17 protein-coding genes and 1 pseudogene are annotated in these 16,077 nt (G+C 66.3%); all 18 read left to right on the top strand.

What is annotated here, in order from left to right:
* Position 1: 1 nt before the first annotated feature.
* The 18 genes and pseudogenes from ACH427_RS04280 (at position 2) to ACH427_RS04195 (ending at position 16,056) form a co-directional block, all read left to right on the top strand.
* On the top strand, positions 2-376 hold the full coding sequence (locus tag ACH427_RS04280) for a hypothetical protein (protein ID WP_398867834.1): 375 nt from the start codon (positions 2-4) through the stop codon (positions 374-376).
* Entirely contained in the window at positions 373-969 is a 597-nt protein-coding gene (locus tag ACH427_RS04275) for a hypothetical protein (RefSeq protein WP_398867833.1), read from the top strand. Before ACH427_RS04280 ends, ACH427_RS04275 begins: the two co-directional genes overlap by 4 nt.
* Positions 969-2,171 carry a hypothetical protein gene (locus tag ACH427_RS04270; RefSeq protein WP_398867831.1) on the top strand — a complete coding sequence of 401 codons (1,203 nt, stop codon included), beginning with the start codon at positions 969-971 and terminating at the stop codon, positions 2,169-2,171. Before ACH427_RS04275 ends, ACH427_RS04270 begins: the two co-directional genes overlap by 1 nt.
* The gene (locus tag ACH427_RS04265; protein WP_398867830.1) at positions 2,171-2,986 is read left to right on the top strand and encodes a hypothetical protein; all 816 of its coding nucleotides are present in this window, start codon (positions 2,171-2,173) and stop codon (positions 2,984-2,986) included. Before ACH427_RS04270 ends, ACH427_RS04265 begins: the two co-directional genes overlap by 1 nt.
* Positions 2,983-3,522 (top strand): hypothetical protein, encoded by a 540-nt coding sequence (locus ACH427_RS04260; protein WP_398867829.1) that lies wholly within the window; start codon positions 2,983-2,985, stop codon positions 3,520-3,522. The genes ACH427_RS04265 and ACH427_RS04260 overlap by 4 nt, the downstream gene beginning before the upstream one ends.
* Positions 3,523-3,585: 63 nt before the next feature.
* Positions 3,586-4,197: a hypothetical protein gene (locus ACH427_RS04255; protein WP_398867828.1), complete on the top strand. Its 612-nt coding sequence runs from the start codon at positions 3,586-3,588 to the stop codon at positions 4,195-4,197.
* Between the two features lie 15 nt (positions 4,198-4,212).
* Positions 4,213-5,811, top strand: a complete 1,599-nt coding sequence (locus ACH427_RS04250) for a phage tail sheath family protein (protein ID WP_398867827.1) — start codon at positions 4,213-4,215, stop codon at positions 5,809-5,811.
* Positions 5,812-5,825: 14 nt separating this feature from the next.
* Positions 5,826-6,083, top strand: a complete 258-nt coding sequence (locus tag ACH427_RS04245; RefSeq protein ID WP_398867826.1) for a phage tail protein — start codon at positions 5,826-5,828, stop codon at positions 6,081-6,083.
* A gap of 338 nt (positions 6,084-6,421) precedes the next feature.
* Positions 6,422-6,766, top strand: a pseudogene (locus ACH427_RS04240) (phage tail protein); the annotation flags it as partial.
* Between the two features lie 19 nt (positions 6,767-6,785).
* Entirely contained in the window at positions 6,786-7,637 is an 852-nt protein-coding gene (locus tag ACH427_RS04235; RefSeq protein ID WP_398867825.1) for a hypothetical protein, read from the top strand.
* A 146-nt stretch (positions 7,638-7,783) separates the two neighbouring features.
* A complete protein-coding gene (locus ACH427_RS04230) occupies positions 7,784-10,798 on the top strand; it encodes an NlpC/P60 family protein (protein WP_398867824.1) in 3,015 nt (1,004 codons plus the stop codon).
* Positions 10,799-10,801: 3 nt separating this feature from the next.
* On the top strand, positions 10,802-11,527 hold the full coding sequence (locus ACH427_RS04225) for a hypothetical protein (protein WP_398867823.1): 726 nt from the start codon (positions 10,802-10,804) through the stop codon (positions 11,525-11,527).
* 1 nt (position 11,528) lies between these two features.
* Complete coding sequence (locus tag ACH427_RS04220; protein WP_398867822.1) at positions 11,529-11,819, top strand: tail protein X; 291 nt, start codon at positions 11,529-11,531, stop codon at positions 11,817-11,819.
* A complete protein-coding gene (locus ACH427_RS04215) occupies positions 11,809-12,993 on the top strand; it encodes a hypothetical protein (RefSeq protein ID WP_398867821.1) in 1,185 nt (394 codons plus the stop codon). Before ACH427_RS04220 ends, ACH427_RS04215 begins: the two co-directional genes overlap by 11 nt.
* Entirely contained in the window at positions 12,990-13,211 is a 222-nt protein-coding gene (locus ACH427_RS04210) for a phage baseplate assembly protein V (protein WP_398867820.1), read from the top strand. The genes ACH427_RS04215 and ACH427_RS04210 overlap by 4 nt, the downstream gene beginning before the upstream one ends.
* Before the next feature lie 13 nt (positions 13,212-13,224).
* Complete coding sequence (locus ACH427_RS04205; protein ID WP_398867819.1) at positions 13,225-13,629, top strand: GPW/gp25 family protein; 405 nt, start codon at positions 13,225-13,227, stop codon at positions 13,627-13,629.
* Between the two features lie 64 nt (positions 13,630-13,693).
* Entirely contained in the window at positions 13,694-15,232 is a 1,539-nt protein-coding gene (locus ACH427_RS04200) for a baseplate J/gp47 family protein (protein WP_398867818.1), read from the top strand.
* Positions 15,232-16,056, top strand: a complete 825-nt coding sequence (locus ACH427_RS04195; protein ID WP_398867817.1) for a hypothetical protein — start codon at positions 15,232-15,234, stop codon at positions 16,054-16,056. The genes ACH427_RS04200 and ACH427_RS04195 overlap by 1 nt, the downstream gene beginning before the upstream one ends.
* Positions 16,057-16,077 lie beyond the last annotated feature (21 nt).

The raw sequence follows: 16,077 nt of genomic DNA, 5'->3' as shown, positions 1-16,077 counted from the left end.
TATGGCCGACCTCAGTCTCCTCCCCTCCATCGCCGGACCTCAGGTGCAGGCAGGGCGCCGGTACCGTCTCACCGCGCCCGAGGGCATTGGTGTCGGGCTGGGGAAGCTGAATCCCGGGATCACGGTGGAGGTCTATGACGTGACACCGCCCGGCCAGCGTCCTAACCCGTACCAGGACCAGCCTTACGTGTCATTCGTCTACCTGGATGACCGTATCCAGCCGGGTGAGCTCGTCGAGCGGCACATCGGCTACGGGCAGGTGCTGTTCGCGCAGAGCTTTCAGCTCCTGGACGACAGCACCGTGCCCGTCGGCGAGCCCTCGGACCGGGGCGGGCTCACCGCCACCACGGCGCCGTCTTTGGAGGATGCCGCGTGAGCGCGATCGTCCCCAGGGCCACTGCCGCTGATACCACGCGCCTCCTGGCGGGAGCTGCCGCTCCCGACAATGCGCTGGCGGTGGCGTATCTCCAGGCGCTGTGGAGTTCCGCGACGGACAGGCAGCTGCTGTACCGGGTGTTGCCTGCCGAGTTCCTGGCCTCCGTGGCGGCACTGGTCGCCTCCGGCGGGGAGGCCGCCTTCCGTAAGGAGACCGAGACCGTCAAGCCGCGCAGCGTGCGCCGACGTCTGCTCCTGCTGACCGCTGACCCCGGGCTGGACGCCACCGCCGACTCGGTTACGGCCCGCGAGGTGATCGCCAGCGGGTACGCGCGGCAGGCCCTGACGCTGACGGAGGCCAGGGACGATCAGGGCCGTGTCGCCTATGCCAGCAGCACCGACATCCAGTTCGGGCCGCTGATCTTCACGTCCCAGGACGGCACCGGGACCATCACCCACCTCGCTGCCATCAACGAGAGCGACACTCCGGCCGCCCGTGTCCTGGCCGTCTGGCCGCTGGCCACCCCGTTCCAGGTGCACTCGGGAGAGACCCTCTCGGTGCGAGCAGCCACCCTTCAGATCGGGGTGGCCTGATGGTCCAGTCCGTCACTCCCGGACTCCGCGACCTGTGGATGCAGGCTCTGATGCACCCGCAGGCGGATGTGCCGGAGGCCCGCGTACGCCAGTGGTACGAGACAGCGAGTCTCCGGCTGGCCACGGCCGCGCACGGAGACGGCAGTACCTGGCTGGGCTGCCTGTCCAGCCAGGTACTGAGCCAGCTGAGCGCGCGCTTCGCCCAGGCCCCCGAGGCTCTGAACAACTTCATCTCCGGCTCGCGCGCAGGTAGTTGCTGGGTCATGCTCCTGACCAGGGCCCCGCTCGACCCGTGGGCCACGGGCGAGGCCCTGGCCCGCGACTACGAGGTTGCCGCTGAGGGGTGCAGTCCTCAGCGCGTGCTCTTCGCCGACGGAGTGCAGACCAACGCGACCGACGGCACCATCATGGTCAGCAACAGCAACACGCTGCTCTTCGGCCCTTTCACCGGCACTGCCGGATCCGGCGGCACCATCCGCCACGTCGCCCTCCTGCCCGACCCGGTACGCGGCGACACCGTACCCATCGCCGTAGGGGAACTCGATATCCCCGTCACCGCCACGCAGGGATCGACCCTGGTCATCCCCAAGGGCGCAGTCACCCTCCGCACCGCCCCCACCGGGCCGGTGACCAGCACGGCACGCGAGGCCCTGCTCCAGGCGTCCCTCGACGTCACGGGAAAGGCCGAGACGCTCACGCCGCTCCTCCGGCATATGAGCGCCTACCTGGCCGCCAGGAGCCCCGACACGCTGCTCCTGGCCGTGCACGACGATATCGTGCGCTGGCTGGCCAGCACGCTCACCGCCGACAGCCAGTACCTCACCCGGCTCCTGGCTGCCCGTGGCACGGGGCAGGACTTCACCGCCGACACATGGATCCGCCTCCTGACCCAGTCACCGGGAACGAGCCCGACGATGAGCGCCGTCCTCGACGCGGAGCTCCTCGCGCCCGGGTACCTGCCCCAGCTCCTGACCATGTCGGCCGCCTCCTCCGGCCACGAGCTGAGCAACCGTCAGCGTGTGACGTTCGGGACCTTCACCGATCTCGACGGCACACCCGCTCCGGTGACCCACATCGCCGTCACCTCCAACCGGGCCACCGGTCACGTCATCGCCGTCTGGCCCCTCGACGCCCCCGTCCAGGTCCGGCAGTTCGAAGATCTGACCATCCCGGAGAAGACCCTGAGCCTGGAGTGCGTCTGATGGCCGACACCGCGCGCGTTCTGCGCCGCATGAAGAGCATGCTCGACGACCACGGCACCCCCTACCGGGATGTCCTCACCGGTACGGGCGACCTCGCAGAATTCGACCTCTCGGAATCGAATGTCACCGTGGACCGGGCCACCATGATCAAGGAGGGCGCGCTCAGCGACCTCAAGCCCGGCCAGGACTACACCCTCGACCCCGTCCAGGGCCGCATCATCCTCCGGGGAACCGCCCCTCTGGCCCTGGGCGCCATCGTCATCGTCGAGGGCACCGCCCGGGGCATGTTCACCGACGACGACCTCCTCCAGTACATCCGCGAGGCGCAGCTGTGGCATTGCGGCGACCGCGTCCAGACCGACCGCTACCGCAGCCCTGAGGGCTTCTACCGGTATGCCGACGAGCCGCTGACCCTCGACAGCCTCCCGGAGATCGAGGAGCTGCCGCTGGCCATCCTCGCCACGGTCAACGCGCTCTGGGACATTGCCACCAGCCTTGCCCCCGAGCCGGACATCCAGACCCCCGAGGGCACCCACATCGACCGGGAGCGCACCTACACCAAAACGATGGACCAGATCACGGCGCTCACCGACCGCTACAAGGAGCTGTGCGCGCAGCTCAACATTGGCGCCTACCGTATCGAGGTGGCCACGCTGCGGCGTGTCTCTCCGACGACCAATCGCTACATCCCGGTCTTCACGCCCCGGGAGTTCGACGACTCCGCTTATCCCACGCGTCAGCTGCCGCCGATCGACCGGCACAACGAGGACCCCTCGGGCATCCCGACGCCGATCATCTCGGGCCTGATCGGATGAGCCGGGCCGACCGCAAGCGCGGCCGATGGTCACCGGCAGCGGAGTCCTCCCGCATCGATCGGGGCCTGCGCTCCTGGGCAGCCCGGACGGGCGACACCGTCGACTGGTTCCGGTTCTCCCCGGAGACATCGCAGAGGGACGACATCTACGACGAGGGCACCGGCACCGGCCGGGCCTTCTGGGGCCCCCTCTCCGTCCCGGTCCTCAACGCCTACCGGGACCAGGGAACCGCCGACCGCACCGAGCGCGGCCTCTACCAGGTCGCCCCGCTGTCCGTCACCGCGTCCCTGCGCCAGCTGGAGCGGGTGGGGATCACGGAGCCCGGCCTTCTGAATTACCGGTATCTGCGGGACTGGATCGGATACGACGGTCGGCTCTTCCGTATGGAGAAAATCGATGTCCTCGGGCGGCTCCGGCGCCGCGATGCGATCGTCGCTCTCACGCTCACCGAAGTGAAGGCGGACGAGATCACCAGCGACCCCATGTTCGCCACGTACCGGGCTTTCCATAACCGGCTCATCCAGAAGCCTCGCTAACAGTCCCGCTCTTCCGGGTGTAATTCTTGATCTGTCAGAAAGGGCTGATCAGAGGTCACATCCATGCCATGGCTGAGGAATGAGGACGCCGCGATCCGGCGCAAGCTCCAAGGGCTGTCCGTCAAAGACGGCACAGTGGAGCTGCCCGTCGGTGTGCGTTTCTCGCTTCCCGAGACAGAGCTGGCTGACCAGACCTTCCCCCTGGTGATCCTTGAACGCACCCGTGCTGAGCGGGACCCCTCACGGGAATGGCGCGGAACCGTCCAGCTGAAGTATGCGCCTGAAGGCCGCAGGCCGTGGGGCGATATGACGGACCCCTCAGCATCCCCGTACTACACACGTGACCCCATTCCGTACCTGATCGAATACCAGGTCACTGTGCTGGCACGGAAGCAGCAGCACATCACCGACCTCACCGGCACTCTCGCGGAATTCTCCTACCTGCCCGCCCGGTTCGGATACCTGGAGATCCCCGAGGACGGCACGGTACGGAGCCTTGATCTCGCAGGCGGGCCGGAATTCGTCACGGGATGGGACGAATACCGCAAGAGGCTGTTCCAGGCTGTCTACCTCGTACGGGTCACCAGTGAGGTACTCGGCGAAGTCACCGAAGCCACCCCCGTCAAGGAAGTCATCCGGACTGTCCACGACACCCAAGACCCCTGGCCGACCTAGCAGAAGAGGAACCGCATGGCGAACTACCGCCGCCCCGGAATATTCGTCGACGAATCGCTCGTGCCGATCCTCGTCAGCGAGGCCCCGGCAGGTGAATTCATCTCGGCCTTCGTCGGCGAGCACACCTACGGCCCGAGTACACCGACCCTGGTCAGGAACTGGGCCGACTTCGTCACGCTCTTCGGCGGATTCGGAGACGGAAGCCGGATGCTGCCGTTTGCCGTGCACCAGTATTTCGGCAACGGAGGCCGCGCCGCCTACATCGTGCGCGCGGTAGCGAAGGACGCCAAGACCGCGTCACTGACTCTGAAGGACCGCGAGGCCCCCGCCCCTCCGGTCAACGGCGGCGATCCACCGAAGGCGCCCCCTTCGCTGCCTGCCGACACTCTGCGGCTGACAGCGAAGGCCGCAGGCTCCTATGGCAATACGGTCTCGGTCAGCATCAGCGACTCCAATACCGGACCCGGCCGCTTCAACCTCTGGATCAAGGTCGGCGGCGACTCCTCCGGCAGCACCATTGAGCGCTTCAATGACCTCTCCACGGACCCCGCCGACCAGCGCAATGTCGTCGCCATCGTCAACTCGCCCTCGACCGGCTCCCATTTCCTCACAGCCGAGTACCTGGGCAAGCCTCCGTGGAAGGCCGACTTCACTCCCGCACCCGTGCAGGACGCACCACTGACCGGTGGTGACGACGGTGCCTCCGCGCCCGACCTGGTCGCCGCGACCCGCCAGCTGGAGGAGACCGGCCAGACCCTCAACATCAATCTGCCAGGGATCAGCGATGCGGCCATCCTCAACCCGATCATCGACTGGTGCGAGACCTACGGCTATGCATTCCTCGTCGTCGACGGGCCCCGGCTCGCTGCTGACACCACGCTCGACCAGGCCGTCGACAAGTACCTGGCCCTGTCTCCCCTGAGTAACCGGGGCACCAGCCCAGCCCCGCTACGGACCTCCTCCTACGCAGCCGTCTACGGTCCCTGGATCAGCACCGCCGACCCGGCGGTGGCCGCCACCGGAGCAACCCGGCTCCTGCCGCCCGGCGGCGCCGTCATGGGGCGCTTCGCCGACTTCGATGTCCAGTACGGACCCCACCGCACCCCAGCTGGCCCTGAAGCCTCACTCAAGGCCGTGTACGCCGTCCAGTTCCGGTTCCTCGACGCCCAGCTCGATGTCCTCAACCAGGCAGGCATCAACGTCATCCGTCAGGTCCCGAATTCGGGGTTCTGCATCATGGGAGGACGCACCGCCAAGTCCGGCTACCCGGACAGGTACATCGCAGTCCGGCGGTTCCTCATCCACGTGCGCAAGATGCTCGTGGAGAGCACCCAGTTCGCGGTTTTCCAGCCGAATACACCGGACCTGTGGGCGAGTCTGGCGGCGATCGTCACGCAGCGCCTCACCGAGATGACCCAGACGCAGATGCTCAAGGGAAGCACCCCAGACCAGGCTTTCCGCGTCATCTGCGATGCCACGAACAACACGGAACAGACCGTCTCCAACGGCGAAGTCCACATCGACGTGGGGCTGGCGCTGGCCCGCCCTGCTGAATTCATCGGCATCCACATCGGCCAGTTCGAGGGCGGTTCGACCTCAGCAGAGTCTCTCTAGAAGGAGAGGAAGACATGGCAGGCAAGACCCGTACCACCGTTGAACAGAAGTCCTCACTCGCATCCATCTCAACTGACCCGCTTCGCTCGTTCAAATTTCACGTCCAGATCCACGGACCCCAGTCACTCCAGAATGCCTATCCCAAGATGGGGTTCATGGCGGTGAGTGGCCTGAGCATGACCACGGACGTCATCGCCTATCGCACCGGCGGCAACAACGTCACTACGCAAAAGCTCCCCGGTTTCCGCGAGAACCTCGCACTGGCCGCCTAGCAGGGCAACTTGCTAGTGATAATCCCGAGAATTGCTGGGACCTCCTGTCAGACTCCGGCACCACAACGTAGAGGGAAACCTCAGGCGTGATGGTTCGAAAAGCCGGAGGTAGGGAAAATCAGCAGCCGAGCCCGCCTGGACCTGACGGCCCGACGGGAAGGTTCACAGAACATGCACGGGAGACCCCACAGGGGTCAAGATATGTTCGGGTCTGCGGTGAGAGCCGTAGAGGCTGGCAGAAATGACCAGCCCGCACACAGCAACAGTGCGCACCAGAAGCAGACAAGACATAGCACCAGACGTTACCCGCAGTGTGAGGTAACAGAACGCAGTCAGACTTCTCTCCGATCACCCTCTCCAAGGGCCTTTGCCCTGGTGATCAGCAACTGCTCGACTGGATGTACCAGATGTTCTCGGTCATGCAGGGCGTCGGCAAGACCTACGACACGAATACCGATTTCCGCGCCACCATTGACATCATGCTGATCGACCATCCGGTCACCAAGCCAACAGCCGCCGTGAAGGCGATCTGGCGTGTGTACAACGCGTGGCCAACAGCTATCGCGTTCGGCGACCTCGACGCCGGTCAGAACATGTACGCGGTCAGCCAGATGACGTTTGCCCATGAGGGGTTCGATTTCAAGGTCGCGTCCAAGGCCGGGCCGACCGGCGTTTCCCTCTAACTTTCAGCAGGAGTAGCAGATGAGCGAGATGACGTACGACTGGCACTTTGACGACGGGAACACGGCATCAGCCATCAGCCCCGCCGAGGATCCAGCCAGAGCCACTCAGGTCATGCAGCAGGTACTCACCGAATCGGTAGGGCCGCCGCCCGCGCCGCCTGTTCCCAACGACTGCCTCGTCACGCTGCCCGTGGGCGCCACCATCAACGGCCAGCCCGTCCGTGCGGCTGAGGTGCGGGAGCTGACAGGAGAGGACGAGGAAGCTCTGGCGTCCGTCGCGACGAACACCTTGCGATTCTTCTCCAAGGTGCTGGAGCGCGGCCTCGTCGGCATCGGCGGCACCAAGCCCACGCCTGAGCTGACGACGGGTCTCTACGTCGGCGACAGGGACGCGCTGCTCCTCGCGATCCGCCGTGCCACTTTCGGACCGACGCTTGAGATGAAGGGTGTTCCTTGCCCCGGCTGCCATCAGTCTGTCGATATCACTGTCGACCTGGCCACCGTGCCTCAGCAGGGGCTGCCGGACGGCCCGCACACCGTCCAGCTCCGGGGCGGCATTGCCCACGTGACGTTTCCTACGGTCGCGGACCAGGAGCACATTCTCACCGACCCTGACGCGTCGGATGCCGTCAAGAACACGCGCCTTCTGGAGCGATGCCTTGACCGTATCGAGGCGCCGGACGGCACGGTCGTCAAGGGCAGCGCAGATGTGGCGCGGAAGCTTGGTATCTCCGACCGGCGCAAGGTACTGCTCTACCTCGCCGACCATGCCCCGGGTCCTCAGCTGATGGACATCTCCGTCGAGCACGACGGCTGCGGAAAGGAGATCCCGCTGCCGCTCACCCTGGCGGACACGTTTCTCAATCTCTGACGTGGAGGCCACGCTCATCGACTACGCCTCCCTCGTCCACGTCTACGGCTGGACACCCTCTGAAGTAAAGGGACTTAGCGTCCGCGAGCGCCACTACTGGCGCGATCTCGCCCTGTGGTCCAAACAGCGAAAGGAGGCCGAAGGCAATGGCACAGGATGACACTCCGCTCAACGAGCCCAACATCGCCGGGCGCCTCCTGGGGACCAATGAATTCGTCAAGGGCGTCGACGCGACCGAGAAGCAGATCAAGGAGCTCGGACAGTCCCTGGACCGGATGAACCGGGCCATCAACGGGCTCACCGGGAAGATCACCGGCACTGCGGTCAGCAGCACCCAGTTCCCCCCGGCGAATTCCCCCTATGCCGCCGGTCGGGCTCAGGTCGCACAGTCCTCCGGCAGCGGGGGCGTGCTCGTCCCCACGTCCGTGACCCTGGGCACGGGGGGCAACCGGCTGCCCGTGCCCGCCGGGAACCGGCTCCCTGTACCGACGGTGGTTCCTCAGCAGCTCCCGCCGCTTCGGGGCACCATCACACGTCTGTACACCACCACCCGTCCCGCGCCGCCCATTCCTCCGGGAGACGGAGGCAGCGGCAACGGGGGAGGGGACTCCGGCGGGGGCCCGGCACCTGCTGGGGGCGGCGACCCCCGGCTCAGCTACGGGCTCGGGCAGGCGACCGGTGCGGCGGCCACCTGGGGTGCGGGGAAATTCCGGCGCCGTGTCGACCATATGACGACGCAGGCGTACGAGATGGACCGGTACGCCACCTTCGCCTATACCCAGTGGGGCGATCAGGACCGTGGCCGGTGGTCGGAGAAGAACCGTCTGCGCAATGACGCCATGCACAGCAGCACGGCGCAGAGCACCGAGGATCTGAACACCGGCCTTTTCGAGGTGGACCGCCGACTCGGCATGGGCCGCTCGGACGCGGAGCGGCGCATCCTCCACAAGCGCGCGTCCGGCTATGCCCTCCTCGACCCGTCCATGGGTGTCGCCGATTCCGCGCAGATGATGACGGCCATGTACACGCCGCAGACCAGCATGATGTACCAGGTCATGGGCGTGGGGCCGACGATCGGCGCGGGCGGCGAGCGCATGTCCCAGGCGCAGCTGAACGAGAACCTCCTGGGCCGTGTCTACCGGGGTGGCGGATACACCCTGAAAAACGTGCAGGCGGACAGCGAGCAGGGCGGGGCGCTGCGCACGACTCTGGAGGCTCAGGCCCGGATGTCCGGGCAGTCGCAGGACTGGGTCGAGAACAGGCTCAACGAGATCCAGTCGCAGGCCAAATGGCAGGAGAAGACGAAGGGTTCGGCTGAGGACTTCGACAAGCTGCTCCAGGACGCGGGCGGGACAGGGGACAAGGCGAAGGCTGCCCGGAAGAAGCTGGATGAGGGCGGCCTGGACACTGACAATTTGATCAACCAGCGCAAGCGTAAAGAGGGTGAGGAGCGGCGTCACGATTCCCAGATGATGGATGCTTTCGCGCCGACGCTCCAGGCGACGACTGATGTCGTCATCAAGTTCAAGGAGGCGCTGAACTCCATTTTGGAGCTGCCCGGTATCAAGCAGATCGTGGGGGCAGCTCAGGGCGTCGACTCCGGGACTGGAGGGCGGCTGATGAGCACCCTCAGCGGAGCCGCCCAGGGTGCCGCACTGGGTGCGGGAATCGGCTCTGCCGTACCCGTCATCGGTACCGGGGTGGGGGCCGTAGCTGGTGGTCTGATCGGTGGCATCGGTGGTCTGATCGGTGGCGGTGCCGACAGCGGGGGAGGAGCGGGCAGCGGGGCGCCCCACAAGACGCGGGCCAACCTGCCGCAGGGTGCCGCGAACAGTGCCATCGGCGCCGCACTCAGCCAGATCGGCATCCCCTACTCATGGGGCGGTGGCGGACCGGACGGTCCCAGCACGGGGTTCGCGCAGGGCGCGGACACGGTCGGCTTCGACTGCTCGTCCTTGATGCAGTACGCCTACGCCAAGGCCGGTATCTCCCTGGGGCGTACGACCTATGAGCAGATGACCCAGGGCAAGGGCATCGACTACAAGGACCGCAAGCCCGGCGACCTGATGTTCCCGAATTCCGGCCACGTGGTCATGTACCTGGGCGGCGGGAAGATTGTGCACGCGCCGAGAAGCGGGCAGAAGATCAGGATCGACCCCGAATCACATTTCGGGAAGTACATCGCGGTGCGGCGGCTCGTCGCGGGCGGCGGGGACACCATCTCCGTCGACGGCGATGGAGATAAATCCTCCGAGGCGGGCTCCGGGAACGATAACAGCGCCAAGACCGGGACATCAGCTATCGGCGCGATCGGTGACGCCTACGGCAGCGCCAATGAAGTCGACGTTCTCAGAGCCGCGTTGACCGCCTCCGGCGGCTCTCCCGCAGGCAGCGGCGGCACCTCGAAGCAGAAGTCATCAGGAGGCGACGGAGAGGATTCGGGAGATACCTCGGCAGCGTCTATAGGCGCGTCCGGATCCGGCGTGCAGCGCTGGGCGGGTGTAGTCCGGTCGGTCCTGCGGCAGTTGCACGAGCCTCTGGAGAAGACGGGGCTGGTGCTGAAGAGCATCGACAAGGAGAGCGGCGGCGACCCCAACATCGTCAACACCACAGACATCAACTGGAAATCGGGAACCCCGTCTGTCGGCCTGCTCCAGGTCATCGGACCGACCTTCAAAGAGAACGCCGGACCCTACCTGAAGACCGGGCCCTTCAAATACGGAGTCAGCGTCAACCCGGCGGCCAACCTCTATTCCGGCGTGCACTATGCCAAGGGCCGTTACGGACCAGGCTGGGCTGAGCGTATGGCGGAGCCACGCGGATATGCGGTAGGCGCATGGGAGTTGCCCGCTGATGAGGTGGCACAGGTCCACAAGGGCGAGATGATCATCCCGGCCCGGCAGGCGCAGACGATCCGCCAGGCGCTGCTCCAGGATTCCGTTCCGGTGACGTCTCCGGCGGCGGAGGCGGCGCGGGCCAGTGCCGCCGGTACGCCCTCAGCGGCTGGGCCGGGCGGGGTGGTTATCCAGTTCGCCGATGGTGCGATCCGCGTGAGCATCGCGGGAGGTGCCTCAGGTCCGGCCGCATATCAGGTGGCGCAGCAGATCGTCGATTACGTCGCGGCGGATGACCGTATCAAGAGGATCGGGGCGGGGGTGTAACTCATGTTTGAGAACATCAAGGAGTTGAAGTCCGACCAGAGGGACAATGAGCCGTGGGATCGCAGGCAGACCGCGACGGCGGGTGTCTGGACGGGTGGCGGCAGGGTCGGTGAGGGAACGGATGGCTGGGGCAATGAGCTGTTCAGCCGCCGGGGTTTCATCCGTACGGCGAAGATGCCGGGTGGGACGAAGGAGTCGGACCTGCGGACCCTGCGCTTTTTGTACAACCCTTCAACGGTTGCTGTCACGCACGGGCTTGACGGGCAGAACATGCAGTTGGCGCAGTGGCAGCGCAGTGAGGATATGACGGGTACCGCACTGCTGCCGGTCAACAACTCCTGTTCGTTCAGCTTGCTGTTCGACCGGACCTTCGATGTGCTCGGGCCCCGTGACAAGCCTCCGGCGAAGTTCGGGGTGATGTACGACATCAACATGCTGTACAACATCTGCGGCATCAATCAGCAGGTGAATCCCAACGTCGGTGTCACCGTCACGCCGTACAAGGACGGAAGCGACACCTCCAAGCCGTCCCCGGACTCCGGGGAGCTGCCGACGAAAATCACGGGACCGATGCAGATGGTGCCGGTGGACATCTATTTCGGCGGTCACAACAATCTGTACTTCTACGGCTTCATCAGCAATCTGTCGATCCAGTATTCCCACTGGACGCAGGAGATGATACCGACGCGCAGCGCGGTGAGTATCACCGTGACCGGGCTTCCCAAGTGAGGTGGAGAGGACTGTGATATCGAGCCGTTCGCGGTACGCGCGTCATGTTGTGGAGCTGGTTACCAGCCCCGACGGAATCAGCCGTAGGGTTATTTCAACCGGCCCGCAGGAGACGATCAGGACCCGGGCCAGGCGGTACCGGTGGAGGGACGGAGACCGGGTGGATCTCCTGGCCTACCGGCATTACGGAGATGCCACACAGTGGTGGCGTATCGCTGACGTCAACCCGCATGTCATGGACTGGACGGAGCCTCCGCCAGGAACGATTATCAGGATCCCGCATGTCACTTAGGATGCACGCCCCGCACGCCTCGGTCGTCTACCCGAAGGTCACCTCTGTCCGCCAGTTCGTCACGGAACTGGCTGTGCACCTGAAGGAAGGCGCGCATCCTGTTGCGGAGGTGACGGTGGCGTTCTCCGCGCCGTTCCGTGCGGATATGCAGGGCTGGCTGATGGCCACCGGCCGTCTCATACCGGAAGGCGCACCCGTCCACCTGGTCTACGGTTCCGGCCCGCACCAGAGGGCCGACTTCTTCGGGTACGTGCACTCCTTCAATATCGCCTCCTCCGGCGAGGACACGAAATTCACCGCGAACACCGAGGTCACGGTGACCTACACCCTGACCGGCGCCACGAGCTTTCTCCAGACGCAGCGCAGCCGGACCTGGATCGCGGCCTCCCCTTCCCACATGGCCCGCACCATCTGCCGCGACCACCAGCTGGCCCCCATGGTCCAGCACAGCCCCACCCGTCTACCGGCCCGGTCCCAGCACTCCCAGTCCAATTTCGTCTTCCTGCGCGAGCTGGCCGATGAGTGCGGCTTGCGCCTGGTGGTCGACGGCACGCACGTGTACGTAACCGATCCGCTGGTCTCACTGCGGCAGGGGCACGAGGTGCCCGCGTTCTTCCTGACCAAGCTCCCCGGCATCCGTGACACGATCTACGATTTCCGGATGACCGGCGGTGAGCTGGACCCGGTCGGGGGCCTGCGTACCCGCTCGGAGGCGTACGGGTACAACCCGGCGACCCGTCGCATCTCCCGGGTCGTGGACCGCAGCACCGTCCAGGCCCGCACCACCAGCTACGCCACGAGGCGCCCCAGTGCCTCACAGACCTCCGCAGCGCGCAGGGCTGTCAGCCAGGCCGCCAACTCCCAGCTCTGGGTCGAGGCCAGTGCCCGGGTACGTGGTGATGCCCGGGTACGGCCGGGAACAGAGGTCTGGCTGCAAGGGGCGGGGCTGGGGCCGCGCACGGTCGGCCAGTGGATGACCCGTGAGGCCACCCACCGCCTGGTACTGCACCTGACCGACCCCCGGAAGTCCGTGTTCGAGACCTTGCTGGTCGTGGGGCGTAATCGTCTCGACGGCCTGGACTCCGTCGCCCGGTCCACGGTCCTGCCACCGCCGCGCGGAACAGCCCTGGTCCAGGGGGCGTGGCGGGCCGCGCCTGCCGGAGCCGCCCGGTGAGCACCCTGGGCATCTATCTCGGCATCGTCTCGCACACCCGTGATCCCCAGCAGCGCCGACGGGTGCGGGTGCGTATCCCCCAGCTCGCCGGACTGAGCGTCCAGCCGTGGGCCAGGCCCGCCTACCCCGGTTCCCGTATCCCCTCGGTGGGTGAGGAGACCTGGGTGTTTTTCGAGGGCGGCGATCCTGACCTGCCCGTCTATCTGCCCCGCCCCTGAACGGAGACCGCTTGTGCCGCAGCAGATGTCCGTCCCTTTCGCCCTGGACAAGAACGGCCGGGTGGCCGCCGTCGGGCGGCCGGATCAGCAGATGTCCCAGCGTGTGCGCGGCGTGGTGGCAACCGGGCTCACCGAGCGGGTGATGCGCCCTGAATTCGGCACCGACCTGGGGCCGTTCCTCTTCGAGGTGAACGACGAACTGACCCGGCAGGCTATCCGCCACACCGTTCAGGAGTCCTTGTCGCGGTGGGAGCCGAATGCGGTCATCAAGAACATCGAGCCTCTCGCCAAGGATGACGAGCAAGGTGTGAGCGACGTCTTCGTTGATGTGGGACGGACCAATGCCGATCCGGAGGAGACCGACCTCATGGAGGACGACATCACGGTCCGGCCCGGCGGCCGGGTCGACATCTACTAATAGTTTTCGCCTCATGGGCTCCACGATCTAAGGGAACCACTGTCCCGCAGATCCCGGAGCACTCATGGCCACAGGAAATTCCGTCAAGCCTGCCATCGATTACACGGCGAAGGACTTTGACGGATTCCGGGCAGCCATGCTCGCCCACGCGGCACAGATATTCCCTGAATGGACGGCTGCGGAGAACGCCGCCGATGACGATGACGCCTATGCCGCCGACTTCGGCGTGGTCATGGTGGAGCTCCTGGCCCACCTGGGTGACATCCTCTCGTACTACCAGGAAGCCGCCGCCCGCGAGGCGTTCCTCTCCACGGCCACCCGCCGCGACTCCATCATGGAGCTCGCGCGCATGCTCGGATACACCCCGGACGTGGCCTCGCCGTCCTCGGGCAGCGTCGCCCTGGCCACCGAGGAATCCCAGGCGTCCGACGTCCTCGTGCCCCGGGGCACGAAGATCACCACCGAGTACCTCCCCGAGCTGGACGGGCCCCTGGTCTTTGAGACCGCTCAGGATGTGACCCTGCCTGCCAAGGGCGCGGCCACGCTGTCCGTCGGCGTCACCGAGGGGATCACCGCAGGCACATCACCCCTGACCGTCATGCGCCGCACCGCCCAGGAGCACACGGTGGCGGTCGAGCCGCTCGGCACCTCCACCGGCCTCGCCGACCAGCACCTCGCCCTGGCGCAGACCCCCGTCATCCCCGGCACAGTCCGCCTGTTCACCGATGACGGTGACGACGCCACCGAATGGCGTCAGGTGGACTCCCTCCTGGAATGGGGCCGACTGGACAAGGTCTACACCGTGGCCACCGGCGCCGATGGTACGACGTCCGTCGTCCTGGGCGACGGCATCACCGGCGCCGTCCCCGCGCTCGGCCAGCCGCTGTACGTGACCTACCGGACCGGCGGCGGCAGCAGGGGGAATCTGGCCGCCGGATCCCTGGTCGACCTCATGGACGGCCTCACCGGGGTGTACATCGTCTCCTCCTCGGCCATGACGGGCGGCCGGGATCCCGAGACGCTGGAGTCCATCCGCGCCAACGCCCCCCGGGCCCACCGCACGCAGGACCGGGCCGTGAGCCTGCGCGACTACGCCGACCTGGCCCTGGCCGTGCCCGGCGTCAGCAAGGCACGTGCACTCGCCCGCCAGACCACCTCCGTCCAGGTACGCATCGTCACCGCCCGCAACGGCACCCCGACGCCGGAACTCCTCGACCGCACCGAGCGTTTCCTCCAGCAGCGCGCCGTGGCCGGAGTCAACGTCAGCGTCTCCCCGGGGGCGCTGGTGCGCGTGCACATGGGGGCCAAGGACGCACCGATCGTGCTGGGCCTGTACCCCAACCACCGGCGCGAGGACGCGCTCCTGGCCGGAACGCAGGCGCTCCAGCAGCTGCTCTCCGACACCGGCACCGCATTCGGCATGTCGCTCCCGGTCAGCCGCGTCTACGGCCTCCTCGACGCCATCCCGGGCGTCGAATACGTCAAGATCCCTTTCCTGACGCGCGACGGCGCGGTGCAGAGCGGGGCGCAGGACATTGTCTGCCGGGACTGGGAAATCCCCGTCCCCGGAAACCTCTACCTTGTGACCGACGGAGGTCTTTGATGCCCTCGCACTACCCCCAGGCCGTCCGCCGCTGGCCCAAGCACACCAATCAGCGCGACTACGTCATGGCGGAAGACGTCAACGAAATCCAGGACGAAATCCAGGGCATCAGCACCACACTCGGTGTCCTGCCCACCGAGTACCAGGACTCCAAGGGCAAGACCACCCACTACACCACCGTCGACTCCCGCCTGGACAACATCCAGCGGGACATCGAAAAAATCAAGTACTACCAGGACGGTCTGCTCGACGCCGCCAAAACCGGCTGGAACCTGCCCGTCGCCTCCATCCGGTCCTCCGGCACCAGCGTCCCGCAGACCGTCAACCAGACCAGCCCCAACTCCCCGGTAGAGGACTGGTGGCCGCTGCTGTACGACGCCCCGGTCATCGACCCTCTGGGCATCGCCAAGCGCCCCACCTACTACCTGACCTGCCCGCAGACAGGATGGTGGGTCGTCTCGGTGCGCACCATGATGTGGGTGCCCCGGCGCCAGCCCGGCACGCAGTCCACCGACCACGCGATGTTCACCCGTATCCACATCGACGGTGTGAGCAAGGACGTGGCGACCGACGGTGACTCGGCACCTCTGGGCACCAACGGCTACCACCGCAACAACCCCACCTACGCGGGCCCTTGGTATCAGGGCGAGAAGCTGAGCGTCGAGATCCGGCACATGGGCAACAAGTCGATCGCCAACGCCCCGGTCAATGACCCCATCGGCGCTCAGACGGTCTACACCTGGATCGGGCTCACCTACATCCGGGCACTGCCCGAGCAGTTCACCAAACGGCCGGACTGGGACGTCGACCCCCTCGGCATCTGACCCCACCACATCCCCGGAAAG

Source organism: Streptomyces sp. NPDC020379 (assembly GCF_044387105.1).
Lineage (GTDB): Bacteria > Actinomycetota > Actinomycetes > Streptomycetales > Streptomycetaceae > Streptomyces.
The sequence above is the reverse complement of the archived record's forward strand: the minus strand, read 5'-3'. Positions and strand labels throughout refer to the sequence as shown.